Genomic DNA, 25,900 nt, shown 5'->3' on the forward strand with positions numbered 1-25,900 from the left:
GGACCCAACATAAATTTCGACCTTCTGTTCCCAAATTGGATGCTGTTGCGTTCTCCCGATCCTCTGCGTTTAGAGCCGACGATCTAACATCTGGAGCCCACCAGAAAATTGCAGATTTCCCTCCCCCGGGATGAGATATGTTCCCACGGGGCATCGACATTCTGCTTCACGGCCGTCGGAAGCGTCGATTGATTGCGGCCACTTTAGTGCTCGTGCGGCGCAGTTTCTCCAGCACCCAGAAAATTTGCGACCACCTTCATTCCTTCGACATTGTCGGCGACGACCTTGAACACGATGAGGACCGGGACGGCGATGAGGGCACCGGGAATTCCCCATAGCCAGCCCCACGTCACCACAGTTAGGAAGACCGCAACGGTATTCAATTCCAGCCGGTGGCCGAGTAGCGCCGGGGTCACAAAACTCCCTCCAGGGCGTTCAGGATAAGGTAGGCGGCCGGCGCCAGCGCGGCGTAGGAGAGGCTGTCGAAGGTTAAAATTGACAACGCACCCACCAGGGCCACGCCGATGGGGGCGCCGACAAAGGGCAGGAAGTTCAGCAGGAAGACCGCAGTTCCCAAGATATAGGCATTAGGCATGCCGATCACGAACAGTGCGAGGCCAACACACATTCCGAGACCCGCGTTAATCAGTGCAATGGTCAGAAGATAACGTGATACGCACCTCTCAATGTCGTGGACCATCGTCAAAGCACGCTTTTTGTCGCTGAGCGTCCGGAGCGAGTGAAGGATCTTAATGTAAAACATGTGGCCAGAGGCAAGCAGGAACCCCGCCAGCACCAGCGCCACGGCGAGGGTAGCCCCGATACCGCTGACAGCACTCAGCGCGCCGCCGACCGGCGTTGGCCGCTGAATGACCACTTCCTGCACCACCGGATCGGACCCGGCTACGTCCGCGACCGCTTGGCTGGCTTCTCGCACCTGCTCCAATTGCTGGAAGACGCCGCTGAGCTTGGCTTGAAGCTCGAATCGCATTGCGTCTGCATTGTCCATCCAGCCTAGGATCGTAGCGCTGGAAAAGTAGGCCGCGGCCGCGATGCCAACTGCAGTCGCGCCGATGAGACCTATGGCGGACACCCAGTGCGGTACGCCGATCCTGGCGAAGCCACGGGATATCGGAGACAGGGTCAGGGTGATCAGAAAACCTAACAAGATCGGTAGCAGGACGTCCCGGGCCACATAGCATGTCGCCGAAAGGGCGATCAGCGTGACGACGATCAGACTGCGGCGGATCGCTTTGATATGGCTGGCTCGATTCATGGTAGACCTGACAGAGATCAGCTGACGATGAGTGACCGAAAACCTCTAAAACTTTATCGGCGCTTCTGGTTTTCGTCAACGAGACCACGAACGTTTTATGATCCTGTTTAATCAGCTTACTTCAGATCGACACATGGAACGAGCGGGCGTGCCGGGAGGTTTTACCACTAGAACTGACACTGAAAGACACCTGATATGCCAAATACTCTTGTTCCCAACGGTACGTTTCCGGACATTGCCGTACCCACGCTCACCGGTGGAGACATCAAAATTGGTAAGGCGAATGAGGCTCGCGGTGACTGGCAATTGGTCGTCGTCTAGCGCGGCAAACACTGCCCAATCTGCAAATCCTACCTGACTGAGCTGAACGGCATGTTGAGCGATTTTGCCGCGATCGATGTCGACGTGCTCGGGGTCTCTGCAGATCCGGAAGAGAAGGCAAAAGCCTCAGCGAACGACATCGGCTATGAAGGCACCATCGGCTATGATCTCAGCCTCAACCAGATGGCGCAGCTTGGTGTCTTCATCTCTGACCCACGTAGTCCGGAAGAAACAGACCGTCCCTTTGCAGAGCCGGCGACTTTCGTCGTGCGCGGTGACGGCAAACTGCAGATCGTGGATGTATCGAATGCCCCCTTTTCGCGCCCTGCCCTGAAAGGTCTGCTCGATGGGCTGACGTTCATTCGGCAGAAAGATTATCCGGTGCGCGGCACGTACACCGCCTGAGCCATAGCGACGAATGATGCTGCCAGCCATGACGGCTGGCAGCATACCCCAGTGACAACCCTATTCTGTTTGCGGGGTTGCCCAAAGCGCGATGATTTGGTCGGCTAGATGCACCATGTTCTCGGAGACGATGTCGGGCAAAGGTACACCCTCAGCATGCATCACCGCGTTGCCGGGTCGTGCGACCAGCGCACCTGCACATCCTGCCGCCTGAGCGCCGATCGTATCCCATAAGTGACAGGCCACCATGCAAAGGTCGGCCAGATCCACATTCAGCGTCTGTGCGACTGACTGATATGTCTCAGGCGCAGGCTTGAACCTGCCGACGTCGTCTACGCTGAAAGACCGTTCAAAAAACCCCGAAAGTCCTGCGCGGTCAAGCGGCTTCGGAGACGGCCCGGGCGGCGAATTTGTCAGCGTCACCAGTCGGAACCCGGCGTTGTGCAGCTTCTCCAGTGCGGGAGCGACATCGGACAAAGCCGGCATCGATCCGATGTGGTCTTTCAGATCGTCAATATCGCTGTCACGAATTTCGATCCCTTTTGTCTCACCCACCATACGCAGTGTTCCCCCCGCGAGTTCGCCGAACGGGGTATAGAGACCTGAAAGCGTCAATGCTTCTGAATAGAGGATGAGCTGGGCGAACCAGTCGCGCATAACGGCGGCATCACCAAATATGCGATCGAAGACGGGCTCCAGAGTGGTAAGGTCCAGAAGCGTCTCATTGACGTCGAACACAATGACCGAAGGGTTTCCGATGTAGGGCAAGGTTTATTCGCTTTCCGATATCGGGATAAGTTGATGGCGTGCATAGCGCCAAAACATTATTCCCGGTTGCGCGCGAAGTCGACTGGGTGGCTTACGCGATACCCGCCACTATATCGCTGAGCGCTTTTGCAATCTTGTCCGTAGGATAGGGCTTCGGAAAAATCGAAGCCCCTTTCGGCAACTCCATTTCCTTGTAATCAATTATGCCGGACGCGATGACGATGCCAACCGACGGCCAGCGATCTTTGACGCAAGTCGCAAGCTGTAAGCCGTCCATGGAGCCTGGCATGTTGATGTCGGTGAACAGGATGCCAATATCGTCATGTCGCTCCAAAAGAACGACGGCTGCGTCGGCTGATCCAACATCATACACTCGGAACCCTGCATCCTCGATCATGTCGACCGCTTCCATGCGGATTAGTGGTTCATCTTCGACAACCAGGACAGCTGGAAGCAGTTTCGTTTCGCCGGTCATGGCTGTTCTTTCGTTTCTCGGACGTCGGGTCCCACTCGGTCATGCTGTAAGGCCGGTCAAAGGTGACGTCATATTAAACAACAAACCGTCCGGGTCATAAACCAGTTCCGCTGTTCCGAGGAAATACCCGGCGAGTGCCTGCTCGATCATCCGACTGCCGAAACCGCGCCGCGTTGGTTTGGCAACCTGGGGTCCGCCGCTCTCCTGCCAGACAAATCTGAAGACTGGATCCGGGCTGCCATGATCGATTTGCCAGGTAATCCTAACCCGTCCCTCTTCGACGGAGAGCGCTCCGTACTTTGTGGCATTTGTTGCAAGTTCATGAAGCGCCATTGTAAGCGCCAACGCTTGCTTGGACCCAATTGGCAGACTTGGCCCGTCAATGCGAAAACGCCCTTCGCTAGTCTGGTGCTGAATGAGCGCCGCCTCAACGGCGTCTGCGATAAAGGTTTCCGTCCAGGTCGTCTGGATCAGTCGGTCATGTGCCTGTGACATCATGCTGATGCGGGACTGAATCGATGTCCGGGCATCGTCCAGACTGTCAGCCTGACGAAGCGTTTGTGAGACCATAGCATGCACCATCGCCAGGGTATTCTTCACCCGGTGGTTCATCTCGGCCAGCATGAGTTGACGCTGTTCCTGCGCAACCTTGATCTCATGAATGTCCGTGCAGCTGCCGTACCAGCGCTGGATCCGGCCAGCCGCATCCCGCATTGGCTGGGCTCGGCCCAGCACCCAGCGATAGTCGCCTGACCTATGCTTCAGGCGATATTCGATCGCGTATGGCTCGCCTGACGTCAAACTATGTCGCCATGCGTCCCATGCCCGTTCCTGATCGTCAGGGTGGAACAAACCGTTCCATCCTTCTCCATCAGTGGAGCCTTCGGGAACGCCGGTGAAGTCGTACCAGCGTCGATTGTAGTAATCATGGAAGCCGTCGGGCAGCGTCGACCAGATCATCTGATCGACGGAATCGGAGATCGCATGAAACTTTGCTTCACTTTCCTGCAGCTGCAGTTGCCGCAGTTCAAGTTCTTCAAGGTGCTCCCGTGCCTCGTGCTGCCGCGCACGTGCCGTAAGAGCAGATTTGACAGAGCGCACCAGTTCCTCGGCATGGAGGGGTCGGGATAAAAGCACAGCGTTTCGCAGAGCATCGATGCGCGCCGCAGATTGCTGGGACCTGCGGCGTACCCCGCCACTTGCGAGAACGATGAAGGGGATATCGGCCCATGGCGGCTGCACCGCGAGAACATCTGTGAGTCTGTCGGCGCCCTCGCCTGTTAGGGCCTCTTCCGTGACGAGGACGGCGCCGACCTGTGCGCTGACGAGATCTGCTAAATCATTCAGAGATCCCGCTATGACAGCGCTCAGCCCGGCGTTGTGCAGCAGCTGTGTCGCGACAGTGGCATCGCGGCCACGCGGTGCGAGAATGGCCACCGACGTCGTCGGATCAGTGAGAAAACCATCCGTCATGGTCGATTTTTCGAAATCCTTCGTCACGACGTTTTGGTCTCGCTCTCCACCTCCAGGGACATCAGATTGCCATTGGTTGGCGTATAGACAGGTGCCCCGGACAAAATGCCGGAGAAGTCCCGGATCGGATCGCCGACCGTGATACCGGTGCTGTCAATTTTGAACTCCCGAATGCTGCGCTCGTGGTCGGAGGTCCGGGTCTTGATGACCGCAATAGATTTGCGGACCTGACCTGCCGCCTCGAAGAACCGCAACATCATGACCGTGTCGGCAAGATAGCTGATGTCGATATCCGAGCGCAGATCACCCGTCACGCCATGCTGTCCTAAAATCATCAGGGACACGACCCCCTGTTGCGCCAGATAACTCAAGAGTTCGTGCATCTGTAGGACGAGAAATTTGTCGCTCGGCATCGCGTGCAAATACGAATTGAGGCTATCTATTATGACGAGACTGGCATCATCGACCTCTACGGCCGTTCGTACAGCATTGGCGAACTCACCAGGCGACAGCTCGGCCGGATCGATCTGACGGATATTCAGAAGTCCATCGTCGATGAATGGCTGAAGATCCATGTTCAGAGCCCTCGACCGGATCATCAAGGTGGACAGCCGCTCGTCGAACAGGAAGTACGCGGCCTTCTGACCGCGTTTCAACGCGGCCATCATGCAACGGATAGCTGTCGTCGTCTTGCCAACACCCGCCGGGCCAGCCAACAGGGTATTGGTGCCCGGGAACAACCCGTCACCGAGAAGCGCGTCCAGAGCATCGAGGCCAGTTGTGACCGGCTCGCTGGAAAAACTGCGTTTGTGATTAGCGGCGATCAGGCGAGGATAGACACGTATCCCACCGGACTCGATTGTAAAATCATGATAGCCGCCATGATATTTCAGGCCCCGCATCTTAACGATACGTAGACGCCGACGCTCCACCCCATAATCAATCGCGAGTTGTTCGAGCGAGATTACCCCGTGCGCAATGGAGTGCAGTTGCAGATCGCCAGGCTCAGCCGTTCGGTCGTCGAGCATCAGGACCGTGCATTTTCGGCGTGCGAAGAAATGCTTCAATGCCAAAATTTGGCGACGGTAACGTAAGGGGTTTTGGGCCAAAAGCCGCAACTCCGACAGACTATCCAGGACGACGCGGGATGGGTCCGTGCGCTCGACAAGTTCAATGATGCCCCGGACTGTTTCGCCCAGCTCGACGTCGCTGGAATGTAGCAGCGTCTGTTCGTGATCGGCCCCGAATTCATCCTCTGCCACCATTTCGAAAAGCTCGATGCCGTCCAGAGTCCAGCCGTGAGACCTTGCGACGGACTGCAGCTCGGCCTCAGTCTCTGAGAGGGTAATATATAGACCGCGAGTACCGTCCTCACGACCCTCCATCAGAAACTTCAGCGCAAGCGTGGTTTTGCCGGCACCTGGCGTGCCCTCTACGAGATAAAGGCGTTCTGGCGTCAAACCACCTCTGAGAACCTCGTCCAACCCGTGCGTCCCGGTCAGCAATCTTGGTTGGGGTTCACCCAAAGCGTTCTCCGACATTGATTACAGTTCCTATAAATTTACTAGCCCTGAGAGGGCCAAGGCCGACACTACATTAAAGCCAGAGACTTATAACCAGCGTTGACCGCATCCACCTGACAAAGCAGTTCGTCCCGTTCCCGTTTCCGAGCCCAAGCACGGCCTATAGCTGCCGCCGATCAATAAACGCCGTCAGCGCCATCGCACTTCCGTTGCAGACTGATAAGTACGGCAACCTTTGGCTGACCTTATAAAAGGCCTTCGCGCTCCGCCTTCTTGCGGGCCAGCTTACGCTGCCGGCGAATGGCTTCTGCCTTCTCACGCGCCTTGCGTACTGAAGGTTTCTCGAAATGTTGCTTGAGCCTCATTTCGCGGAACACGCCTTCGCCTTGAAGTTTTTTCTTCAGGACGCGCAGCGCCTGATCGACATTGTTATCGCGGACGCTGACCAGCATATTCGATGCCCCACAGAGGTAAAATCAACGAACGAAAATATGAGCTATCCGCGATTTAGCAAGTTGATTTCACTCTGATCGACGCTTTCTGACGCAGAACGACGGATGATCTGCTATAGCTAAAATCAGTTTATAGGACGATATCGTTAGGTTGAGCGAGTTTCACAAGGAAAATGGTCAATCCTCAAAGTAAAGTAAAAGCAGTTCAGTTATGCAGCACGATTTCCAAAATGACATCGATGCGATTGGCCGTAGCGCCACTGTGCCGATTTTGCTCGAAACCGTGATGCTTGCGACCGGCATGGGGTTTGCCGCCGTCGCACGCGTGACGGAGTCGCGCTGGGTGACCTGCCGGGCCGTCGACCACATATCTTTTGGTCTCAAACCAGGCGACGAGTTGGAGGTCGAAAGCACGCTGTGCAATGAGGTCAGACAGTATGACCATGAGATTGTCATCGACGACGTCGATAGCGACCCGGTGTACGTCAATCACCATTGTCCATCACGCTATGGGTTCCGCAGCTACATCTCTATCCCGATCCGCAAGGCTGATGGCTCCTTCTTCGGCACGCTCTGCGCTATCGATCCCGCACCCCACATGCTGAAGGAAGATCGTGTCCTGTCGATGTTCCGGCTTTTTGCCCAGATGGTCGGTGAAGTCCTCGATGCTGATGAAGCTCTTGCAAAGAGCCGGGATGAGCTCGATCGCGAGCGTTCACTTGCTGAAACGCAGGAACAGTTCATCGCCATTCTGGCGCACGACCTGCGCAACCCGGTGAGCGCTTTGACGGCAGGTCTGCGGATGATGGAGCGATACGAGATCGACGAAAGAGCCGTGAGCCTCGTCGGCCTGATGCGGGCCTCGGTGAATCGCATGGCCCTGCTGATCGAGAACCTTTTGGATCAGGCCCGCAAGCGCAGGGGAAGCGGGATCGTCATCGAACGGGCTCCGACACACGATCTGGGGGCATCGTTGCACCAGATCATCGGGGAACTTCAGGCCGTCGCACCCGATCAGCCCATAGAAGCCGACATTGATCTTCCTCTCCCCGTATACTGCGACACGCCCCGCGTGGCGCAGCTGTTCTCCAACCTCCTAGGAAATGCCGTGACGCACGGCCCCGAGGGCGTTCCCATCAAAGTAAAAGCCATGGTCACGGACGACGTTTTCAGCCTGTCTGTCGCAAACGGCGGAGCCAAGATACCCGATGCCATGCTACCAAACCTGTTCAAGCCATACGAACGCGGTGGCGATCGCCCCAGCCGGGAGGGCTTGGGCTTAGGACTGTTCATCGCTTCCGAGATTGCGGCCGGACATGGTGGCACGCTGACGGTCGCCTCACGCGACGACGAGACCATCTTTACACTTCAAATGCCAAACATGGACGGAGCGTCCTGCTACACCAAACATCAGAAGGAACTTGAGCGATGATCGTTCCGACAAAAATATACGTTATCCCAAAAGCGGAGCCCCGGCCCGAAACAACGATGGAGAAAACCACACGTGTCGTTCGGGAAGAACTCGATGCAGCCGCCGAAAAACGCTTGACCAAGGCCCTGGAACTCCGCGCAGCCCGTCTCGCAAAGGAGGCGGATGTCGTCGCTGGCGTTGGATCCTCACAGGGTAAAGCAGGCAGCGGTACGGCGAAAACGAAAGACAAGTTTTAATCGATCGTCCGGCCAGCCAAGAAAGTCTGAAGATACCGACCCCGATGATTAATCAGGTCGGACACGATCATCCGCTGGATGAGCAACGTCGCGCAAGCCTCTGTCTTATAATATATATATAGATAAGACCGTCTAACAGTATGGCTGCCACGTTATGATCTGCACGACGTTCGGGACGTTCATTGTGCAGTAAATGATCTCGCCTAAAAAAATCTTATTAACGTACCCCGCATCCTCCGTCCGGTGTATCACTCCCGGACACGACGATGATCGTCAGGTCTTCAGCTTCATCGAACACCAGGGCCCGAGGAACCTCGGGTCATCATCAGATGTTACCGGTCCAGACATCGTAACCCGACGGAGGACTGGACCATGAATACGGATCGACAAGACCAAATTGCCGCTCACGCCCACGCGCTTTGGGAGGCTGCCGGGCGACCCGATGGCGACGCTGACCGGTTCTGGTTCGAGGCGGAGCAGGCCCTTCAAGAGAAAGTGGTGTCCTCTGACGCGACCGCCGCGTCGGAGGAAAAACTTACATCTTCCAAACTCGGTAAAGCCGCAAAACCAGTCTGATGATGAGGAGCCGGTCAGGGACGGGATTTAAGTCTACAACCATTTCCGTTCCTGAATTTCCATGACGACCATGGTGTCGGTCCCAGATTATCAGTGCCCCGGCCAAAGCCCCGGCGATGCCGCAATTTCCAGCAGGTGGCCATCAGGGTCGCGGAAATAAATGCTTTTGCCTCCGCGCATCCAGCTTGTCCGGCTCAGGATGTCGATACCGTGCTTTTCAAGATGCGCGATCCACATATCGAGTTCATCGTGCGTCGATTCAAACGCAAAATGGATGCGTCCATCGGCGTCGTGGCCAGGAATGTCATTGTCGCCATCGGCGACAGCACCTTCCGCAGTAGCGCCGCGCAGGAACAGCAGCAGGACGCTGCGCCCGCTGACATCGAAGGCGCACAACCGATCCGTCTTCTTCAACTCTGCAAGGCCCATGACGTCTTCGTAAAATGCGCAGGATACCGACAGATCGTCGCAGTAAATCGAGGTTTCCAATATTCCGATAAGGTCTGGCACTGATATCCCCGCTTACGTGTTTCACTGTATCAATAACATTACTTAGATCCGCATCAGGAGTGGCAAATGTCGACACTGCAAAATGACTTTCACCTAACCCCGACAGAGGAGGCGGCCGTGCGCGGCGTTGTCGCGCGGGCGCTGGACGCTTCACATGATGCCGATCGGACCGGTATCGCTGCCGCGATCGTCAGTGGTGACAGCATCGTAGAGATTGCTGAAAACGAGGTGAACCTGCAGGGCGATCCAACGCAGCATGCCGAAATGGTCCTGATCTCGCGGGTGACGCAGAGCATGAATCGAAAGCAGTTGTCGGTCTGCACCCTGATCTCGTCGTTACAACCCTGCGAGATGTGTCTGTCGGCGATGCGGTTTGCCGGCATTACACGTGTCATCTTCTGTGCCCGGCAGGCCAACGTCGCCGGGAAGTATTTTGTGTTCCCTCGCCTGACCATTGATGCATTTCAAGAAGCAGGTGAACAATTCACGTTTATCGGCGGGGTGTTGGAGGAAGAGGTCGTCCATCTCTATGCAACTGGTGATGAGTGAGCACAGTCTTGCATGTTTAAACCGATACCGGTCATCCCCGCTAATTGATCTTTCGCTATGGCGGAGGGACTGCCCGACATTTTTAGCCCAGGCGGGTCGAGCTAACGGCTATCTTAATCCCCTGAGGTGACCCCCGAAAACTGGACACTGACGTAAGCTCTGAATTGCTGTCTGCTGATCTTCACCACGAAGGAGATCGAAGATGACGAAGCGAAAGCAACATGCCCCTGAGTTCAAGGCGAAGGTGGCGCTGGAGGCGCTGAAAGGCGAGGCGACGGTCTCGGAGCTGGCGAGCCGGTTCGGTGTGCATCCGACGATGATCAATCAATGGAAACGTGCGCTGCTGGATGGCGCGTCCGGTGTCTTCGAACGTGGCGGCCGCAAGGCACCCGTCATTGATGAAGACCAGGTCAGGGATCTGCATGCCAAGATCGGAGAGCTGGCTGTGGCCAACTCTTTTTTGGAACGAAAGCTCAAGCCCTGGGGCGGGAAGTGAGGCGCGCCATGATCGAACGCGACCATCCTGACCTGTCGATCGGCCAGCAGTGTGCGCTTCTGTCGATACCGCGGTCGTCGTTCTACTACACGCCGCAGGGCGAAACCGAGCAGAACCTCGCGCTGATGCAGCTGATCGACGTGCAGTTTCTCGAGACACCGTTCTTCGGCGTCCGCCAGATGACATGGCACCTGCGCAACGAAGGCCATGCAGTGAACGAGAAGCGCGTCCGTCGGCTCATGCGGCTGATGGGATTGATGCCGATCTATCAGAAACCCAACACCAGCAGGCCGGCGAAGGGGCACAAGACCTACCCCTATCTGCTGCGGGGGCTGCGGGTAGACAGGCCAAACCAGGTCTGGTGCGTAGACATTACCTATCTGCCGATGCGCCGCGGGTTCCTCTATCTGGTGGCGATCATGGACTGGCATACCCGGATGGTTCTGTCGTGGCGGATCTCGAACACGCTGGACGCCGACTTCTGCGTCGAGGCGCTGAACGAGGCCATCTATCGGTTCAGGCCACCTGACATCATGAACAGCGATCAGGGATCGCAGTTCACCTCGTTTGCGTGGACAGACCGCTTGCGCCGCTCGGGCGTCAGCATATCGATGGACGGCAAGGGCCGTTATCTGGACAACATCTTCATCGAACGACTGTGGCGGACGCTAAAATACGAGTGCGTCTACCTCCACGCCTGGGAAAGCGGGTCCCAGGCCCGCGCGGGTGTCCGCAACTGGGTGGAATTCTACAATCACCGCCGCCCGCACAAAGCCCTTGGCGGACAGCCACCGGCAGTGATCTACTCGCTGCAAATCCAAGCAACGCAACCCGATCAGCAGGAGCAGATCAGAGCTTAAAAAGCGCCAGATCCTGTCCAAGAGATGGGGAGCACCTCACCCTTCGTCCCGAGCCGACGTGCAATCCTGACCGTAAAGCGTGTGAAGAACCGCTTTCAAAGCTGGCATCCTACGCTACGTTCAACTTCATCAGTTTGCCTCCAGCCCAATGAATGTGGTAAAACGACCATGACGGAACGAACACGAGACGCTCGTCATGAAGAAATCAGCGTACGGGTAGTCGCGATCGGTGCCTCAGCTGGCGGTATCGAGGCATTCCGACTGTTCTTCAGCACGATGTCCGATGAAAGTGGCATGGCTTTCGTGGTGGTGCTGCATCTCGCATCCGACCGCAAAAGCATGCTGACAGACATCATTTCCCGATGGACGCAGATGCCTGTGTGCGAAGCGACCGATGATGTCGTGTTGTTGGCCAACCAGGTTTACGTCATCCCGCCTGGCGTCATCGCCACACTTGCTGGTGGCAAGCTCCATCTGCGGCAGCTCGCCGTTGACGTGCCGCGGGAGGCGACACCGATTGACACGTTCTTCGACAGTGTGGCCGCTGACCTTGGCGACGCTGCGATCGGCGTAATCCTCTCCGGTACAGGTCATGATGGATCGCTTGGCATGAAGGCGATCAAGGCGCAGGGTGGTTTTACACTCGCGCAGGGCAGCGATGGCACGGCCCCTCAGCATACCGGGATGCCAAGCAGCGCAATTGCCACCGGGGCCGTGGATATCGTCGCGTCGGTCGAAAACATGGCGCAGCATATCATGGCCATGCGCAACACCCCTGCCCCGGATCCGAAGCGCCGCCCCTCGCCCAGCCAGATCAATGACGCCCGGTTGCAGATTTGCGAAACGCTGCGCGCCCGTGTCGGCCACGATTTTAGCCAATACAAGGACAAGACCTTCCTGCGCCGGGTAGAGCGCAGAATGCAGGTTCTCGGAATCGGAAGCATTGCCGCCTATGTCACCCGCATTGACGCTGACCATGCCGAAGCATTGCTTTTATTTCGCGATCTGCTGATCGGCGTCACGCAGTTCTTCCGGGACGAAGCCGCCTTCCGGGCCGTGGAAAAAACTGTCATTCCGCGTCTGTTCGCTGGGAAGGGCGCGTCCGATACGGTACGTGTCTGGGTTCCTGGCTGTGCCACCGGCGAGGAAGCTTACTCTCTGGCGATCCTGCTGCGTGAACACATGGATGCGCTCGATGCGGTTCCCAAAGTCCAGCTGTTCGCGACGGACATCGATGAACCTGCAATAGCGACAGCCCGCGCAGGACGTTATCCGGCAACCTTGCTCGAAGGGCTCTCAACTGCGCGACGCGACCGCTACTTCATGCGTCAGGAAAGCAGTTACATCATTACGAAAGAAGTGCGCGACCTTTGCACCTTCTCTGCGCACAGTCTCGTACGCGACCCGCCATTTTCTCGCATGGACCTGGTTTCCTGCCGCAACCTGCTGATCTATCTCGACGTCGATTTGCAGGCCTCGGTCATTCCGGCGTTTCATTATTCGTTGGTCCCGGACGGGGTCCTGTTGCTGGGTAATTCAGAATCCGTGGCACGTCATGACGACCTCTTTGCGCCGATTGACAAGGAGCACCGGATTTTCGCGCGTCGTGCTGGCCCAAGCCCTCAGCGACACGTCCCTGCACGAACAATCGACCATTCCTTGTCGGACGTGGCACAAAAAGCGGATGGCGCGACGGCGACGCGCACGGATGGCGCCAAATCGGACTGGTCCCGGGCGTTGAACCAGGCAAGCGCACGGGTATTGGAACGTTTCGCATTGCCCTATGTCGTCGTAACAGCAGACGGCAATCTGATCCACTACTCCAGCCACGTCGGAGGTTACCTGCAGCCTGCCCTCGGCCCACCGAGCCAGAGCGTGTTCGATCTGGCCCGCCGCGGGTTGCAACTCAGTCTGCGGGCGGCATTGCGAAGTGCAGTGCAATCCGGGCGACCCATCAATCAGGCCGCTACCATAGAGACCGATGACGGTGCACAGGTTGCCCTGACACTGATCGTTGAACCCCTGCCCGGACCGCAGGACACGCGACCGTATCTGATCGTCTCCAAGGACACGGGCGTCAAGCGTCCAAGCACCGCCGCAATCAGTGCTGACGATGATGCTTTGGGTCTGGTGTCGCAGATGGAACGCGAGATGTGCGACGCGCAGGAACAATTCCAGTCGCTGAACGAAGAACATGAAACCGCCCTTGAAGAATTGCGCAGCTCGAACGAAGAGCTTCATTCTGTCAACGAAGAATTGCAGTCCAGTAACGAGGAGCTGGAAACCTCCAAGGAAGAGATCCAGTCGATCAACGAGGAAATGCAGACCATCAATGCTCAGCTTTCGACAAAGGTCGATGAGCTTGACCGTGCAAACAGCGACCTGCGCAACCTGTTCGAGAGTACGCGTGTCGCGACCGTGTTTCTGGACCAGGACATGATCATCCGCGGGTTCACACCGGATGTCGCCAAAATTTACAGTCTGATCCCCACTGACAGAGGACGTCCGCTGACGAATATCGTCAGTCGCCTCGACTATCCCGGGTTACGCGATGACGTGGCAGAAGTCGTGCAAACGCTGGAGCCGATCGAGCGCCGCGTCACCCGGGACGATGGACAGGCCCATTACCTCGTGCGCATCCTGCCCTATCGTGCGCCCGACAGCAGCGTCGACGGTTCAGTGATCACATTTGTCGACGTCACGATGATCGTCGAAGCCGAGGCGCACCAACGGTTGCTGGTCGATGAACTGAATCATCGCGTCAAAAACATGTTGGCCGTCGTAGTCTCCCTTGCGACAAAAACCTTGCGACGTGCGGGCACGCTGGAAGAATTTTCCGAGGTGTTCCTCGGGCGGGTCCATGCCTTGACCGCTGCGTACACGTTACTGAGCGAAGAAAGCTGGTCCGAAGTCCGCCTGAGCGATGTCATTGAGGAGGAGCTGAAGCCGTTCGTGTCAACTGACAAGCCGAACGTGATTTTGGACGGGCCACCCATCCCACTTGATCCACGCGGTGCACTTGCGATTGGGATGGCCATCCATGAGCTGGCCACCAACGCTGTAAAATATGGTGCACTTTCGGTTCAGGACGGCAGTGTTCTAGTGACGTGGGCTGTAGAAACCGGAACCGACAGCGATGAACTGGTCATGGAGTGGGTTGAGCGCGATGGCCCCCAAGTAACCGTGCCAACACAACGCGGTTTCGGTACAACGCTGATCGAACGCGGTCTGGCCCATGATCTGTCTGGTACGGTCGATCTGGAGTTTGCTCCCTCCGGCCTTCGCGCACGCTTACGGGCACCTCTGAAGTCTGGCGCGATCAAGGCCCCGTCCAAGAAAGATGAACAATGACCAATCCACATTTGGACGGTAAGCGCGTCTTGGTTGTCGAAGACGAATTCCTGCTGGCAATGATGATGGAAGACTTGCTGCTGGACGAAGGCTGTATCGTCGTGGGACCGTTCTCACGCGTAGCTGAAGCACTCGTAGCCGCCAGAAACGAAGAGATCGATCTGGCCGTGCTTGATGTCAATGTTGCAGAAGAAAAGGTATTTCCGGTTGCCACGCAGTTGGAAGCGCGCGGCGTCCCGTTCATTCTGCTGACCGGCTACGGCCAAAAGGCCATCCCGGATGACTGTCCTCATTGGGAAGCTCACAGCAAGCCGTACGATCCTCAAACGCTCATTGATGTCTTGGCCGCTAAAGTTAACCAGCGATACTGATTCACATAATTATAATTATCGGCAACAGACGTTGAAGCCGCAAAGCTAAAATGTCACCCGTGTGCAATTCAGGAATGTCACTCTCCCTGCCGAAGATTGCAAGCAGAGAGAACGGACATGAGATGGGTGATGATGATCGAGCGCGACTTCCACCGGATCGAGGTGTTGGCGCAGGTCGATGATGGACGGCTGAGCGTTCAGAACGGCGCGAACCTGTTGGACGTGACCAGGCGGCAGATGTTTCGGTTGCTCAAGACGTACCGCACCGAAGGCGGCGCCGGGATCCGGCACAAGGCGCGCGGCAAGGCGCCTAACAATCAGATCCATGACGCCAAGCGCGACTATGCTGTGGCCTTGGTCAAAGAAAAGTATGAGGATTTCGGACCGACACTGGCGGCCGAGATGCTGGCGGAACATCACGGGTTCAAGGTCTTGCATGAGACATTGCGCAAATGGATGCAGGACGCAGGTCTGTGGTTGTCACGCAAGCAGCGCCGCACGTTCCATCAGCCCAGATCACGCCGGGAATGCTTTGGCGAGCTGATCCAGATCGACGGGTCGGATCATCGGTGGTTCGAGGATCGCGCCGATCCCTGCACCCTGCTCGTCTTCATTGACGATGCGACCAGCATGTTGATGGAATTGCGGTTCGTGCCCTCCGAAAGCACGTTCAGTTATTTCGAGGCCTTGGAAAGCTACCTGCTCAAATACGGCCGCCCCGTGGCGTTCTACAGCGACAAACACACGGCCTTTCGGGTTGCAAAGCCGAACCAGCACATGACGGGAATGACCCAGTTCGGTCGCGCGCTGGCCGAGCTGAACATCGAGATACCGTGCGCCAACAGCTCTCAGGCCAAGGGCCGTGTAGAACGCGCCAACCGCACTTTGCAGGATCGGCTGGTCAAGGAGCTGCGTCTCGCCGACATATCCTCAATCGAAGACGGAAACCTGTTTCTTCCGGGCTTCATCGAGCGCTACAACGCCAAATTCGCAAAGGCCCCGGCCCGGTCGGACAACCTGCACCGGGCTTTGAACATCGCACCGGACCGGTTGAGCGAAGTCTTCTGCCTGCGCGACAAACGCCATGTGACCAAGGATCTGATGCTCAAATACGACCGCAAACGGATCAAGCTGACGGTGAACGATCTGACACGCGACCTTGCCGGGACATATGTCGATGTCTACGAACTGGCCGACGGACGCGTCCAGGTCCGCGCCAAAGGTGTCGCCCTGCCCTACACGATCATGAACCCCGAGCGCCGGATCACCCATGCGGCGATTACCGAGAACAAGCACCTCAGCGCCGTCCTGGCCCATATCAAGGAGGAGCAGGACAAGGCTGCACCAAAGCCGAAGGTCAAACCTGTCAGTGCCAAGAACGGCTACGTCAAGAATGGTCGCTCACCCGGCCGACCGTCCAAGCTGGAGTTGTATTACGCGGCAAAGCGCGCAGCTGCGGCACAGACCGGGTCCGAAAGCTGACGTTAGATAATCTAGCCAAAGGTCGGCTATGCGGACAAAACGCCAGTTCGCTGCGGTTACTCGAACGGCCGCTTTGGCGTGAATCTAAATTTAAACAGCAAAGCGCCCGATGGATTGCACCGGGCACTTCTTTCTCAAGTCACAAGATTACTTGGTAGCGAGGATGTCGAAATTGTGGACGTTTGCCAACACACCGTCGTCCCATCCGCCAGAGACCAATTCTGCAGCCTTTTCATTCAGGAGACCGGCGACTTGTCCGGCAAAGTGCGCTTCGCGGCCAGTGTTGTCGGCAAAGATGTCGAAGATGGCGAAGTTGTTTTCGTCAATCTGTAGCGCCGCCCAGAACAATGTCTTGTGTTCAGTATCTGCGACGATGGGGCCGGCGGCGGTCAGCAAGGCTGCCAATTCGGGGCCTTTGCCTTGAGCAGCTTCGAGCTTGATGTAAGTTGCGGTCGTTGCTGTATAGAGATCAACCGGCGCCTTTACCGACAAGACATCGGAGTTGTTGATATTCGCGACAACACCGTCGTCCCATCCTCCGTCGACCAGCGTGGCGGCGTTTTGGTTCAAAGCCGCAGCAACTGCTCCCGAGAAGTGAGCGTCGCGTGCTTCTCCATCTTCGAAGATGTCAAAGATTGCGAGCGTATCGTTGGCTTGCAGAGCAAACCAAAGGACCGTGCCCGGCTCTGTTTCTCCCACGATAGGTGCGGCACCAGCCAGAAATTCCGCGAAGGCTCCGGTCTGGCCTTCGGCGGCGGGCATGGCGATGTAGCTGGCAGTATGATTTTCCATTGGGTTGTCCTGTGCAGTTGCGGAAGTTGTGAGCAAAGCCAGTGCGGCGCATGTCTGAACGATCTGCGTTTTCATGGTCGTCTCCTGTTTTGAAGTGCATCCAGTTCGGTCTCGATGCCCACTTTTACCATGCCGGATGCCTCGGACTCCAATTCCAAAATCCTATTCTTCGATAGACAGGAGCTATCGAAATTGCTTTGATGATCAGAACTGAGATGTGGCGGAGGATGCGGCGATGGAAATGAACCAGATCAGGTATTTTCTCGCTGTCTGCGAGCACCGAAACTTCACCCATGCTGCCGGTGCCTCAAATGTCGCCCAACCGTCCTTGACGACGGCGATCAAGAAGCTTGAAGACGAGCTTGGAGGTGACCTGTTTGTCAGGGACCGTGCTGGATGCAGGCTTACGGCCCTCGGAAAACTCATGCAACCAAGATTGCAGAGGGTTCATGATGAGACGCGACAGGCGAAGGCCGAGGCGGTCCGTCATGTGCGCCTCGAGCGTGTTCCAATCTCTGTCGGTGTCGGTGAAACGATTGGCCACAATAGGATTTCGGCAGCTGTGGAGCATACGCGGAGGCGATTGCCGCAAGCCGAAATTGAATTGATCGTTGCGTCATCCTCCGAGCTTCTTGCCGGGTTGCGCGATGGTAAATTTGACGTTGTTGTCACAGCGGAAAAGGTCAGCGAAGACCTCTATCGTATAGACCATCTCTATGAAGAGGACTACAAGATCGTGGTGGCAAAGTCGCATCCTTTATCTGAACTAAATGCAATTTCTCTTTCGACACTTGCTAAAACTGACATGCTTGACCGACTAAACTGCGAAATGCGGGATGCTTTGCATGGGATATGCGCGGATCAGGGTTACGAACTCTACGCGGCCTATCGGTCAAATCGCGTGGATTGGTTAGTTGAGCTTGCTCGACAAGGGTCAGGTGCGGTGATCCTGCCAGCCACCGCTATTCCTTCGGACATGGGCCTGGTGTCGAAACCCATCGATGGCCTTGAAATATCAAGAACTGTTTTTGCCCTTCGATATCGGCACCAAACGACGAGACCAGAGACAAATGATCTGATCCGTGAGATGGCGCGCACGCCGACGTAGTGAGGTCGGTAACCGACATTTGCCCATCGCGCAGCATTAGTGACTCCGGGCTCTTTCCAGACCTTCGCCGCGTCTCGCCCGAACGTCCGCTGAGCGATCCCGCAAGGCTTATCATCCCTGCGATATTTGAGGTCTCCGGGCTGCTAAGCCTTGCTACCGCCGGCGCTCTTGGTGACATTCCTGCTTTGCGCAGCGGGTGACATTTCTGGATGGTTGCAACATCAGTAATGCTGCCATTTCACCTCTTGCCGTCGTTTAATATCTCTGCTGAATGACCATCCGGCCGGACTAGGTGCGCAAGATTTAAGGATACTGTATGATTGAATCTACCTCGGTCGTTGAGCCCATCGCCTGTCGCACCGAATGAAGATGCTGCGCCATTTCGCGATATGCGGCAGGTCCGTCACCACGTACGATCGCCTCCACGATGGCATGATGCTGGTCGGAATGTAACTGCCGGAACTCATCCACGCCAACCCGGCGATACGTGCGGTCCCATTCGCGCTGCCAGACAGCCCGGCATCGCGTGTTGGAGAAATGGCGCAGCAAAGCAATGAGAACGGGATTCCGCGTGACTTGCGCAACAGCTTGATGAAATGCATCGTCAGCCCGCTCACATGCAGCACGGTCACGCGCCGCGCGCCCTTCGAGAACGCGACGACGGAGATGATCGATATCATCCTTCTCGCAACGATTGGCGGCGGCGGCCGCAACCTGCGGCTCCAGAAGGCAGCGGGCATCCATGAGATCGACCGGTGTCGTCGCCTCCAGCAGTATCGTATCGCGCACAGATTGACCGATAGGAGCCCGGCCGCGAAATGTCCCTTGTCCAACACGGCGCCAGATATCGCCTTCGGATTCCAACGTGGCCAACGCTGTCCGCAACGTCTCTCGACTGCAACCAATCATGTCAGCCAGACGTCGTTCCGTCGGTAGTCGATCCCCAGGAGCAGGTGCCTCGACCTCCATGAGGCTCCGCAACGATGCCAGGGCCACCGTTTTTCCAATTTGCATTCAATTCTCCGGTTCAGACCAACAAACTGGACCCACCCGAGACACGTGAAAGCTCATCCAATCATCCCCACACTTCAAATGCCGGCTCGAGTTGCCGCAGATTTTACGATGCACGGCCTGCCTTACGTTATATGTTTCCGTTCCGCCTTAAAATAAGGCAAACACCCCTAAAAGGTGCGCAGAACTTCCGCGCCAGCAAAACGACAAGGCTGATCAAGATGCACGCGCTGCACCACCTCTATCCTGCTCTCCCGGCCTTTCAGCGTCGCGAGCAGCTTCGCGCAGGTCTCGGAGCCTTGGTTGGGATCAGCCTCTGCGCGCTGGTGGTGCGCATCGACGCGGTCATGGGCGGATCGGCGCTTTTTCTGGTCGCGCCGCTGGGGGCGACGGCGGTACTGGTCTTCTGCGTACCTAACAGCCCATTGGCACAGCCGTGGTCTGCGATCGTCGGTAACGTGGTCGCTGCAGTCGTCGCCATGTTCGCGATCAACTTCGTGCCTGCACCCTGGACGGTCGGGGTGGCCGTCGGCGGCGCGATCACAGCAATGATGTTCCTCCGTGCGCTCCACCCGCCGGGCGGGGCGGTCGCCCTTCTGACGGCACTCGACCCCTCCTCGGCCCAAGACGCAGGTCTCCTCTTCCCCGTGATGCCGATCGGTGTGCTGACAGCGATCCTCGTCGTGGCAGCAATATTCTATAATCACCTCACCGGTCGGGTTTATCCGTTCCGACAACCCAAGCCTGACGATGTACAGGATCACGCCCATCGGCTCGGTCTCTCCAATGCGCAGTTGGGTGCACTGCTGGCGCGTTTCAACCAATCCACAAACGTGGGCGTTGCGGACCTTGGCCGTTTGCTCGCTGCCGCCGAGGCAGAAGCCGTTGAACATCGGTTCGACGGCACGCTCTGTGCAGACATCATGACAACAGATCTCATCACCGTGCGACCAGACACGCCCCTGCCGGAGATCCTGAAACGCTTTCGGCAGCACGCGATAAAAAGCCTGCCAGTGGTCGGCAAAGACATGACCCTGCAGGGCATCGTGCTGCAGGCAGACCTTCTGGCTGCGGTTGCGACGAGTGGTCTCACTGCGACGGGGCGACAACGACAAACTGCGCAGTTTGCTGCAGATGTCATGCGTCCTGCGGAGCGCGCAGTCCCTCACGATTTGCCAGTCGGTGTTTTGCTGAATCGTCTGGCCGCCCATGGCAGCGAAGTGGTCCCCGTCTTACGTGAGGATCGGCTCGCAGGGATCCTGACCCGGTCGGACATCATCCGGCTCCTGCTGCGTGGAGCAGAAGAGCGAACCGCAGCCTGACAAGACCCTCCAACTTCTCATTCCGTGCCCGCTGCGGGAACAAATCTCCCCCGGGAAATATCCCTCGAACCCGCCATCAAAAGAGGACTATCCGATGCGCAATACCGCCGATCGCATACGTCAGGCCATTAGCTTTGAGGTTCTCGGCATTGTTATTGTCACGCCATTGTTTGCGTGGATTTTTGACCGCTCGCTGGGCGAGATGGGCGGGTTGACCGTCTTGGGTGCCACGGCAGCAACCCTATGGAATTATCTGTTCAACCTGGGCTTCGATCGTGTCCTTCAAAGAACGCGCGGTGGCGACGCCCACAAAACCGTGCCCTTGCGAATTGCCCATGCAGTGCTGTTCGAGGTGACGCTGCTCGCGCTCCTATTTCCGCTTTTTGCGTGGTGGCTCCACATTTCACTGGTCGCTGCATTCGGCATGGAGATCTCGTTTGCTGCCTTCTACATGGCTTACACGTTCGTGTTCACCTGGGGCTATGATACGGTGTATCCACCACAACGATCCCAGTGGAGGCCAGCGTGACTGACGACGATGCAGCGGATGGCGGCTCGGCGCCCTGCTTCGCGCACCTGCTGGTCGATGGTCATCCTGTCGATCTTGAAACGGTGCGCGACGTTGCCCGATTCCGTCGCGCTGAACGATCACGCCTCATCGCCGCCCGCGCTCTTTCCGCCGATAAACGTCAGGGCGAGACTGATGCTTTAATCGAAACCCTTGGCAGGGCAGTGGAACCAATGCCGGGAATGAGCATTGCGGTCTACTGGCCCATCCGTGGCGAACCGGATCTTCGCGGTTGGATGTTGCAAGCACATAATGCCGGAGCCCAAATCCTTCTGCCTGTGGTCGTGGAAGAAAACACGCCGCTCGACTTTCGGATCTGGTCACCGGACTGCCGCATGATGCGGGGATTCTGGAACATTCTCGTGCCAGCTGACAGTGAGACGGCACAACCTGATACCGTCATCGCGCCACTCGTGGGGGTTGACGAGGACTGCTATCGCCTGGGTAATGGCGGCGGCTACTACGATCGCACTCTGGCGCACATGCACCCACGCCCGCGGCTCGTCGGCGTCGGCTTTTCCAACTGCCGCACGAAAACAATATTTCCGATGCCATGGGATATTCCGATGGATACTGTCATTCTGTCAGACGGTACAACTATCCAACGATAAGGCAAATGATTTAAATACCCCAACAGATTACCACATCAATGCAAAATGAAATGCAGGCCGTATTCGAGAAAATTATTTCCAGTGTTTCAGATGTGGTGGCAATGTCTCAACCTCCTGAATATGTGTGGAGTTTATCGCAAGATCTTGCGGTTCTCCCAATTTCAGGGTCGGGGCTAAACCACCAGCGTCGCGATATGTTATCACATCAGGCCAATCAATATGCGGCGAGACTTTCCGTGCGAATACTGTCTCGCGCCTCCACCAACGATTGAAGACTTCTGCACTTTCGCCAGTGTCATGACTTTCTGAAAATCGCTTGTTCCGAAATTTCAAACCCTTGTGGTAAATGAAATTTACGTAGCAAACAGGAGATAGGCTTGCCAAGTGGGTTTGTCCTGAAGGCTCCAAGGTTGTGACGAATCCGAGCCAAATCTGTCTTTCCCTTGAGACCAACCGCACCTCTTTTTCAAATAAGACGTCGCTCAAGCTGTTGCAACAACCCAAGGACTGAAGCACGTTTCGTCGCTGGTATTTCACTTTCCCGAGACAGAGGTATAGGAAAGGATTTGATCGGCACTCTAGATTTCTCCCGGCATTTTTTAGGTCGAGCACGTTATACCAGTCTACGGTAATTCTAATTTTCGATTGCGCCATCGATTGTCCAGTCAAGATAGACGCGACAAATGTCGCAATTCCGGTTATCGCGCCTTACTGTTGAGGTCTTCACGAACTTTTGCGCCACATTATTTGACAAAGAAGACCACCGTCAAAACGGCACCCACTGCGATGATCGCTACGCGCAACGGCTCGGTCCGCTTAATCCGCCGCGCATACTTGGCACCGATGTAGCCTCCTACGGTTGTTGAAACCGCAAGCACGGCTGCTGACTCCCAAGCAATCAGTCCCGCGGTTGCATAGGTTGTCACTGACACGACTGACAAGACTGCGGCGAGCAGGTTCTTCAGGCCATTCATGCCGTGCAAATCCCGGAAACCGATCAATCCGAACACAGCCAGAAACATGATGCCGAGGCCGCCGTTGAAATAGCCGCCGTAGGCCGCCACGATGCCAATACCGAGCGCCGAAAGAACCGGTCCGGCAACACCGTTGCCCTTGGATCGCATATGCGCCACCAGTTTAGGTCCAATGGCAAACAGCGTCGTTGCCATGAGCAGAAGCCATGGCACAATGCCGATGAACGCATCCCCCGGCGTCGCCAGAAGAAGCCCCGCACCGATCAGCCCGCCACATGCCGCGACCGTCACAATGGTCCGAAGACGCAACGCTCCCTCTGCTTTGATGTCATCCCGGTATGCCCAAGCACTTCCGATGTAACCAGGCAACGCCGTCAGCGTCGCCGTCGCGTTGGCCATGATTGGCGGTACGCCAAGCCAGACCAAAGCCGGAAAGCTGAGCAACGTTCCGCCGCCAGCGACAGCATTCACACCGCCGGCTAATAGACCGGCGATCACAAGCACGAAAGCGGAGAACATCCAAAGGACCTTTATGTCGCAAAAACGCTTGTCATTCAAAAGTTTGATTGGTCTGCAACTTGGTACGTTTTAGGCGAAAGTTGCGTGAAGGTCGCCCTGCAACGCAGGTGCGATAGGGACAAACGACCGGCCACTGCGGTTTGATACGTCTTTCGCCGATCCATGCTCGAAAACCTTTCGGACCTCTGCCTCAGTCATGGACCGATCCGGGCGCGGGACTGCTTCACGACAACGCCCTCTGCATCACAGGTCAGTCGCACCCGCCACTGCTTTGTCCAGAAGGTAACACGCTGCCGGCCGGCATCGTCTCCCTCTCCGGTTTCAGACAGGATGCGCACGTCGCCGTCCCGCATTTGGGTGCGCAGAACGTCAGGTTCCATCTCAAGCAGTGGCGCCAAATCGGCGGCATCGACCGTGACCTGACCGTTTGCTAAACTGAGTTTCATTTTTCTGGTTGGCCTCTCGTGAACCTCGTAATTTCAGGCTGCCATCAGGTCGGCGCCCGGACCGAAATACTCGTAATGAATGCGGTCCTTTGCGACCCCTGCGCCACGAAGGCCCGTCACAAAGCAGTGCAGAAAAGCTGTCGGCCCGCAGATGAAATAGTCTGCTTCGCGGATTGGCGTATTCTCTAGCAACCACGTCACGGGGATACGACCCTCGGCGTCATAATTCCGATCCGTCAGCCGCGGTGTCTCGTAGAAGATCTGCAGGTGTGCACCGGTTTGCTGGCCCAGGCTGCGCACGTGATCCGCCATCGCATGAACCGATCCGTCCAGCGCCCCGTGAATGAAATGGACCGGTGTTGCCGGTGATCGCTTTGCCAGCGATTCAAGCATGGCAACCATCGGTGTCAAACCCACGCCGCCACTCAGCAGGACGACGGGCCGCGTCTGATCGACCGGAAGGAAAAACTCACCCGCTGGCGGCGCAACCTTGAGGATCGTGCCGGGCACAGCCTTCTCGTGCAGCCACCCCGATACGGCGCCGCCCGGCTCCCGCTTGACCGAAATCCGGTAGCTTTCGCCATTTGGTGCGGCCGAGATGCTGTAGTTGCGTCGCTGGGACATGTCCCCCGGTCGCTCGATCAGGAAGGTCAGATATTGACCGGGCTTATGCGCGGCAATCGGTTTGCCATCGACCGGTCGCAGCAGGAAGGACGTGATGACATCGCTTTCGATGTGCCGGTCCGCCACGACAAAGTCCCGCCATCCGCTCCACCCGCCGTTCGCGGTTGCAGCATTGCGATAAAGCGTTTGTTCGCGGCCCATCAGGATCCCGGCCAGCGACCAGTACGCGTCACCCCATGCCGTCATGATCTCGTCCGTTGCGGCATCGCCCAAGACATCTGCGATCGCAGCCAGCAAAGCGTCCGCAACAAAGGGATAGTGTTCGGGCAGAATTTGCAGCCCCACGTGTTTTTGCGCGATCTTTTCGACGGCAGACCCAAGGTGTCCCAAATTGTCGATGTTGCGTGCGTAGGCCAACACGGCTCCGGCCAGCGCCTTGGGTTGTGCTCCTGTCGCGCCGTGGTGGGTTTGATTGAACAGCGCCTTGATTGTGTCATCGCGAAACAGCCGCTCGTACATGTTTCGGGTGATCGCGACGCCGTGCGCCTCCAGCGCGGGAACGGTCGACTTCACGATGTCGACGGTTTTCTGGCTCAGTGCTGCTGTCATGTCAAAGCTCTCTTGGCTGCGTTCAAGGCTATACATGTAATTAATATACATGTATAAGTGCTGACATACGCGAAGCTCTGAAACATGCAAGGACAATACATGTATCCAAAAGACAGCGGCACGATGCGATGCGGCTGACGCGCTACACGGATTACGCCCTACGCGTCCTGATGTACCTCGCGGCCCAGCCTGACCAGTTCTGTGCAATCTCGAAAATATCCGCCGATTACGGCATATCGCACAATCATCTGACCAAGGTTGTCCACGACCTTGGACGCTTGGGTTTTGTGCAAAGTCTGCGCGGCCGAAACGGTGGCATCCAGCTGGCGCGCCCGGCGTCCGACATCACGGTTGGCGAAGTTGTTCGCACGACAGAAGACAACTTCATGATGGCCGATTGCACCAACTGCGTCATCGTATCGGGCTGCGGACTGAACCCCGTTCTGCAGGAAGCCACCAACGCCTTTCTCGCGGTCATCGACCGCTACACGCTGGCCGAGCTTTGCCAAAGCGGAACAGCGTTCATGACGCTGTTTCCGCCACACGACGCAGCACGACCCGCGACTTGATCGCAACGCGATACTCTTGAAGGAGTCTGAACCATGACGATGTCAGAAATATTCCTGTGGCCCGGTACCAAGGCCTGCGAACGCCTCGGCGTTGATCCCGAAGGCGAGGCTGGCCTGATCCGCTGGATGGTCAATACGCTCGTCTACCTGGTGGCGAGCCTGATCGTCGTCTGGATCGTCGTGGTGTGACC

26 protein-coding genes and 2 pseudogenes are annotated in these 25,900 nt (G+C 56.9%); 16 read left to right on the top strand and 12 right to left on the bottom strand.

The features are described from left to right. Positions 1 to 203 precede the first annotated feature (203 nt). Positions 204 to 1,276, bottom strand: a pseudogene (locus GLR48_RS20460) (AI-2E family transporter). Positions 1,277 to 1,612: 336 nt separating this feature from the next. On the opposite strand from GLR48_RS20460, the pseudogene GLR48_RS20465 reads away from it, so the two are divergent. After that, positions 1,613 to 2,002: pseudogene (locus GLR48_RS20465) on the top strand (redoxin domain-containing protein); the annotation flags it as partial. A gap of 60 nt (positions 2,003 to 2,062) precedes the next feature. On the opposite strand, the gene GLR48_RS20470 reads toward GLR48_RS20465, so the two are convergent. The 5 genes from GLR48_RS20470 to rpsU all read right to left on the bottom strand — a co-directional run bounded on the left by GLR48_RS20470 (position 2,063) and on the right by rpsU (position 6,693). Continuing rightward, the gene (locus tag GLR48_RS20470) at positions 2,063 to 2,770 is read right to left on the bottom strand and encodes a haloacid dehalogenase type II (protein ID WP_237064888.1); all 708 of its coding nucleotides are present in this window, start codon (positions 2,768 to 2,770) and stop codon (positions 2,063 to 2,065) included. Between the two features lie 91 nt (positions 2,771 to 2,861). Beyond that, positions 2,862 to 3,245, bottom strand: a complete 384-nt coding sequence (locus GLR48_RS20475; RefSeq protein ID WP_237064890.1) for a response regulator — start codon at positions 3,243 to 3,245, stop codon at positions 2,862 to 2,864. Between the two features lie 39 nt (positions 3,246 to 3,284). After that, positions 3,285 to 4,745, bottom strand: a complete 1,461-nt coding sequence (locus tag GLR48_RS20480) for a sensor histidine kinase (RefSeq protein WP_237064892.1) — start codon at positions 4,743 to 4,745, stop codon at positions 3,285 to 3,287. Then, positions 4,742 to 6,259 (bottom strand): ATPase domain-containing protein, encoded by a 1,518-nt coding sequence (locus GLR48_RS20485; RefSeq protein WP_237064894.1) that lies wholly within the window; start codon positions 6,257 to 6,259, stop codon positions 4,742 to 4,744. The genes GLR48_RS20480 and GLR48_RS20485 overlap by 4 nt, the downstream gene beginning before the upstream one ends. Positions 6,260 to 6,486: 227 nt before the next feature. After that, positions 6,487 to 6,693 (bottom strand): 30S ribosomal protein S21, encoded by a 207-nt coding sequence (gene rpsU, locus GLR48_RS20490; protein WP_237064896.1) that lies wholly within the window; start codon positions 6,691 to 6,693, stop codon positions 6,487 to 6,489. 211 nt (positions 6,694 to 6,904) lie between these two features. On the opposite strand from rpsU, the gene GLR48_RS20495 reads away from it, so the two are divergent. The 3 genes from GLR48_RS20495 to GLR48_RS20505 all read left to right on the top strand — a co-directional run bounded on the left by GLR48_RS20495 (position 6,905) and on the right by GLR48_RS20505 (position 8,937). Further along, complete coding sequence (locus tag GLR48_RS20495) at positions 6,905 to 8,125, top strand: GAF domain-containing sensor histidine kinase (protein ID WP_237064898.1); 1,221 nt, start codon at positions 6,905 to 6,907, stop codon at positions 8,123 to 8,125. Then, positions 8,122 to 8,361, top strand: a complete 240-nt coding sequence (locus GLR48_RS20500) for a hypothetical protein (protein ID WP_237064900.1) — start codon at positions 8,122 to 8,124, stop codon at positions 8,359 to 8,361. The genes GLR48_RS20495 and GLR48_RS20500 overlap by 4 nt, the downstream gene beginning before the upstream one ends. A gap of 372 nt (positions 8,362 to 8,733) precedes the next feature. Continuing rightward, positions 8,734 to 8,937 carry a DUF2934 domain-containing protein gene (locus GLR48_RS20505; protein WP_237064902.1) on the top strand — a complete coding sequence of 68 codons (204 nt, stop codon included), beginning with the start codon at positions 8,734 to 8,736 and terminating at the stop codon, positions 8,935 to 8,937. A 90-nt stretch (positions 8,938 to 9,027) separates the two neighbouring features. Here GLR48_RS20505 and GLR48_RS20510 read toward each other — a convergent pair whose 3' ends face one another. After that, positions 9,028 to 9,447, bottom strand: coding sequence for a VOC family protein (locus GLR48_RS20510; RefSeq protein WP_237064904.1), 420 nt, complete (start codon positions 9,445 to 9,447; stop codon positions 9,028 to 9,030). 66 nt (positions 9,448 to 9,513) lie between these two features. On the opposite strand from GLR48_RS20510, the gene GLR48_RS20515 reads away from it, so the two are divergent. From GLR48_RS20515 to GLR48_RS20535, 5 genes are all read left to right on the top strand, one after another. Next, positions 9,514 to 9,996, top strand: coding sequence for a nucleoside deaminase (locus GLR48_RS20515; RefSeq protein ID WP_237064906.1), 483 nt, complete (start codon positions 9,514 to 9,516; stop codon positions 9,994 to 9,996). Positions 9,997 to 10,198: 202 nt separating this feature from the next. Next, a protein-coding gene (locus GLR48_RS20520) for an IS3 family transposase (protein WP_237064908.1) occupies positions 10,199 to 11,352 on the top strand; the annotation gives its coding sequence in 2 pieces (ribosomal slippage) (positions 10,199 to 10,451 and positions 10,451 to 11,352; 1,155 coding nt in all). 168 nt (positions 11,353 to 11,520) lie between these two features. Continuing rightward, on the top strand, positions 11,521 to 14,703 hold the full coding sequence (locus tag GLR48_RS20525; protein WP_237064910.1) for a CheR family methyltransferase: 3,183 nt from the start codon (positions 11,521 to 11,523) through the stop codon (positions 14,701 to 14,703). After that, positions 14,700 to 15,074, top strand: a complete 375-nt coding sequence (locus tag GLR48_RS20530; protein ID WP_237064912.1) for a response regulator — start codon at positions 14,700 to 14,702, stop codon at positions 15,072 to 15,074. The genes GLR48_RS20525 and GLR48_RS20530 overlap by 4 nt, the downstream gene beginning before the upstream one ends. Positions 15,075 to 15,191: 117 nt before the next feature. Then, complete coding sequence (locus tag GLR48_RS20535; RefSeq protein ID WP_237064914.1) at positions 15,192 to 16,556, top strand: ISNCY family transposase; 1,365 nt, start codon at positions 15,192 to 15,194, stop codon at positions 16,554 to 16,556. Positions 16,557 to 16,703: 147 nt separating this feature from the next. Here the strand turns inward: GLR48_RS20535 and GLR48_RS20540 are convergent, their stop codons facing one another. Then, positions 16,704 to 17,423, bottom strand: coding sequence for a putative quinol monooxygenase (locus GLR48_RS20540; RefSeq protein ID WP_237064916.1), 720 nt, complete (start codon positions 17,421 to 17,423; stop codon positions 16,704 to 16,706). Between the two features lie 160 nt (positions 17,424 to 17,583). Here GLR48_RS20540 and GLR48_RS20545 point away from each other — a divergent pair, with 160 nt between their 5' ends. Continuing rightward, complete coding sequence (locus GLR48_RS20545; RefSeq protein ID WP_237064918.1) at positions 17,584 to 18,456, top strand: LysR family transcriptional regulator; 873 nt, start codon at positions 17,584 to 17,586, stop codon at positions 18,454 to 18,456. Positions 18,457 to 18,759: 303 nt separating this feature from the next. Here GLR48_RS20545 and GLR48_RS20550 read toward each other — a convergent pair whose 3' ends face one another. Continuing rightward, a complete protein-coding gene (locus GLR48_RS20550) occupies positions 18,760 to 19,470 on the bottom strand; it encodes a FadR/GntR family transcriptional regulator (RefSeq protein ID WP_237064920.1) in 711 nt (236 codons plus the stop codon). A 131-nt stretch (positions 19,471 to 19,601) separates the two neighbouring features. On the opposite strand from GLR48_RS20550, the gene GLR48_RS20555 reads away from it, so the two are divergent. The 4 genes from GLR48_RS20555 (at position 19,602) to GLR48_RS20570 (ending at position 22,240) form a co-directional block, all read left to right on the top strand. Then, complete coding sequence (locus GLR48_RS20555) at positions 19,602 to 20,789, top strand: HPP family protein (RefSeq protein ID WP_237064921.1); 1,188 nt, start codon at positions 19,602 to 19,604, stop codon at positions 20,787 to 20,789. 94 nt (positions 20,790 to 20,883) lie between these two features. Then, positions 20,884 to 21,318 carry a PACE efflux transporter gene (locus tag GLR48_RS20560; protein ID WP_237064923.1) on the top strand — a complete coding sequence of 145 codons (435 nt, stop codon included), beginning with the start codon at positions 20,884 to 20,886 and terminating at the stop codon, positions 21,316 to 21,318. Beyond that, the gene (locus GLR48_RS20565; protein WP_237064925.1) at positions 21,315 to 21,968 is read left to right on the top strand and encodes a 5-formyltetrahydrofolate cyclo-ligase; all 654 of its coding nucleotides are present in this window, start codon (positions 21,315 to 21,317) and stop codon (positions 21,966 to 21,968) included. The genes GLR48_RS20560 and GLR48_RS20565 overlap by 4 nt, the downstream gene beginning before the upstream one ends. 38 nt (positions 21,969 to 22,006) lie before the next feature. Beyond that, a complete protein-coding gene (locus GLR48_RS20570) occupies positions 22,007 to 22,240 on the top strand; it encodes a hypothetical protein (protein ID WP_237064928.1) in 234 nt (77 codons plus the stop codon). Between the two features lie 471 nt (positions 22,241 to 22,711). On the opposite strand, the gene GLR48_RS20575 is transcribed toward GLR48_RS20570, so the two are convergent. The 3 genes from GLR48_RS20575 to hmpA all read right to left on the bottom strand — a co-directional run bounded on the left by GLR48_RS20575 (position 22,712) and on the right by hmpA (position 25,140). Further along, entirely contained in the window at positions 22,712 to 23,461 is a 750-nt protein-coding gene (locus tag GLR48_RS20575; protein ID WP_237064930.1) for a sulfite exporter TauE/SafE family protein, read from the bottom strand. 194 nt (positions 23,462 to 23,655) lie between these two features. Further along, positions 23,656 to 23,907, bottom strand: a complete 252-nt coding sequence (locus GLR48_RS20580; protein ID WP_237064932.1) for a DUF6522 family protein — start codon at positions 23,905 to 23,907, stop codon at positions 23,656 to 23,658. Positions 23,908 to 23,940: 33 nt separating this feature from the next. Then, a complete protein-coding gene (hmpA, locus tag GLR48_RS20585; RefSeq protein ID WP_237064934.1) occupies positions 23,941 to 25,140 on the bottom strand; it encodes an NO-inducible flavohemoprotein in 1,200 nt (399 codons plus the stop codon). A gap of 128 nt (positions 25,141 to 25,268) precedes the next feature. On the opposite strand from hmpA, the gene GLR48_RS20590 reads away from it, so the two are divergent. Further along, positions 25,269 to 25,709 carry an RrF2 family transcriptional regulator gene (locus tag GLR48_RS20590; RefSeq protein ID WP_237064936.1) on the top strand — a complete coding sequence of 147 codons (441 nt, stop codon included), beginning with the start codon at positions 25,269 to 25,271 and terminating at the stop codon, positions 25,707 to 25,709. A gap of 33 nt (positions 25,710 to 25,742) precedes the next feature. After that, positions 25,743 to 25,898 carry a hypothetical protein gene (locus tag GLR48_RS20595; RefSeq protein WP_175499316.1) on the top strand — a complete coding sequence of 52 codons (156 nt, stop codon included), beginning with the start codon at positions 25,743 to 25,745 and terminating at the stop codon, positions 25,896 to 25,898. Positions 25,899 to 25,900: the final 2 nt, after the last annotated feature.

This window comes from Loktanella sp. M215, assembly GCF_021735925.1.
Classification (GTDB): Bacteria; Pseudomonadota; Alphaproteobacteria; order Rhodobacterales; family Rhodobacteraceae; genus Loktanella.

Excerpts from the sequence above, each read along its gene's own strand:
- GLR48_RS20570 (WP_237064928.1), top strand. The coding sequence starts at position 22,007 with ATGCAAAATGAAATGCAGGCCGTATTCGAGAAAATTATTTCCAGTGTT.
- GLR48_RS20580 (WP_237064932.1), bottom strand. The coding sequence starts at position 23,907 with ATGAAACTCAGTTTAGCAAACGGTCAGGTCACGGTCGATGCCGCCGAT.
- GLR48_RS20575 (WP_237064930.1), bottom strand. The coding sequence starts at position 23,461 with ATGTTCTCCGCTTTCGTGCTTGTGATCGCCGGTCTATTAGCCGGCGGT.
- GLR48_RS20595 (WP_175499316.1), top strand. The coding sequence starts at position 25,743 with ATGACGATGTCAGAAATATTCCTGTGGCCCGGTACCAAGGCCTGCGAA.
- GLR48_RS20590 (WP_237064936.1), top strand. The coding sequence starts at position 25,269 with ATGCGGCTGACGCGCTACACGGATTACGCCCTACGCGTCCTGATGTAC.
- GLR48_RS20505 (WP_237064902.1), top strand. The coding sequence starts at position 8,734 with ATGAATACGGATCGACAAGACCAAATTGCCGCTCACGCCCACGCGCTT.
- GLR48_RS20530 (WP_237064912.1), top strand. The coding sequence starts at position 14,700 with ATGACCAATCCACATTTGGACGGTAAGCGCGTCTTGGTTGTCGAAGAC.
- GLR48_RS20535 (WP_237064914.1), top strand. The coding sequence starts at position 15,192 with ATGAGATGGGTGATGATGATCGAGCGCGACTTCCACCGGATCGAGGTG.
- GLR48_RS20525 (WP_237064910.1), top strand. The coding sequence starts at position 11,521 with ATGACGGAACGAACACGAGACGCTCGTCATGAAGAAATCAGCGTACGG.
- GLR48_RS20560 (WP_237064923.1), top strand. The coding sequence starts at position 20,884 with ATGCGCAATACCGCCGATCGCATACGTCAGGCCATTAGCTTTGAGGTT.
- GLR48_RS20550 (WP_237064920.1), bottom strand. The coding sequence starts at position 19,470 with ATGCAAATTGGAAAAACGGTGGCCCTGGCATCGTTGCGGAGCCTCATG.
- GLR48_RS20540 (WP_237064916.1), bottom strand. The coding sequence starts at position 17,423 with ATGAAAACGCAGATCGTTCAGACATGCGCCGCACTGGCTTTGCTCACA.
- GLR48_RS20545 (WP_237064918.1), top strand. The coding sequence starts at position 17,584 with ATGGAAATGAACCAGATCAGGTATTTTCTCGCTGTCTGCGAGCACCGA.
- GLR48_RS20515 (WP_237064906.1), top strand. The coding sequence starts at position 9,514 with ATGTCGACACTGCAAAATGACTTTCACCTAACCCCGACAGAGGAGGCG.
- GLR48_RS20475 (WP_237064890.1), bottom strand. The coding sequence starts at position 3,245 with ATGACCGGCGAAACGAAACTGCTTCCAGCTGTCCTGGTTGTCGAAGAT.
- GLR48_RS20555 (WP_237064921.1), top strand. The coding sequence starts at position 19,602 with ATGTTTCCGTTCCGCCTTAAAATAAGGCAAACACCCCTAAAAGGTGCG.
- hmpA (WP_237064934.1), bottom strand. The coding sequence starts at position 25,140 with ATGACAGCAGCACTGAGCCAGAAAACCGTCGACATCGTGAAGTCGACC.
- GLR48_RS20495 (WP_237064898.1), top strand. The coding sequence starts at position 6,905 with ATGCAGCACGATTTCCAAAATGACATCGATGCGATTGGCCGTAGCGCC.
- rpsU (WP_237064896.1), bottom strand. The coding sequence starts at position 6,693 with ATGCTGGTCAGCGTCCGCGATAACAATGTCGATCAGGCGCTGCGCGTC.
- GLR48_RS20485 (WP_237064894.1), bottom strand. The coding sequence starts at position 6,259 with ATGTCGGAGAACGCTTTGGGTGAACCCCAACCAAGATTGCTGACCGGG.
- GLR48_RS20500 (WP_237064900.1), top strand. The coding sequence starts at position 8,122 with ATGATCGTTCCGACAAAAATATACGTTATCCCAAAAGCGGAGCCCCGG.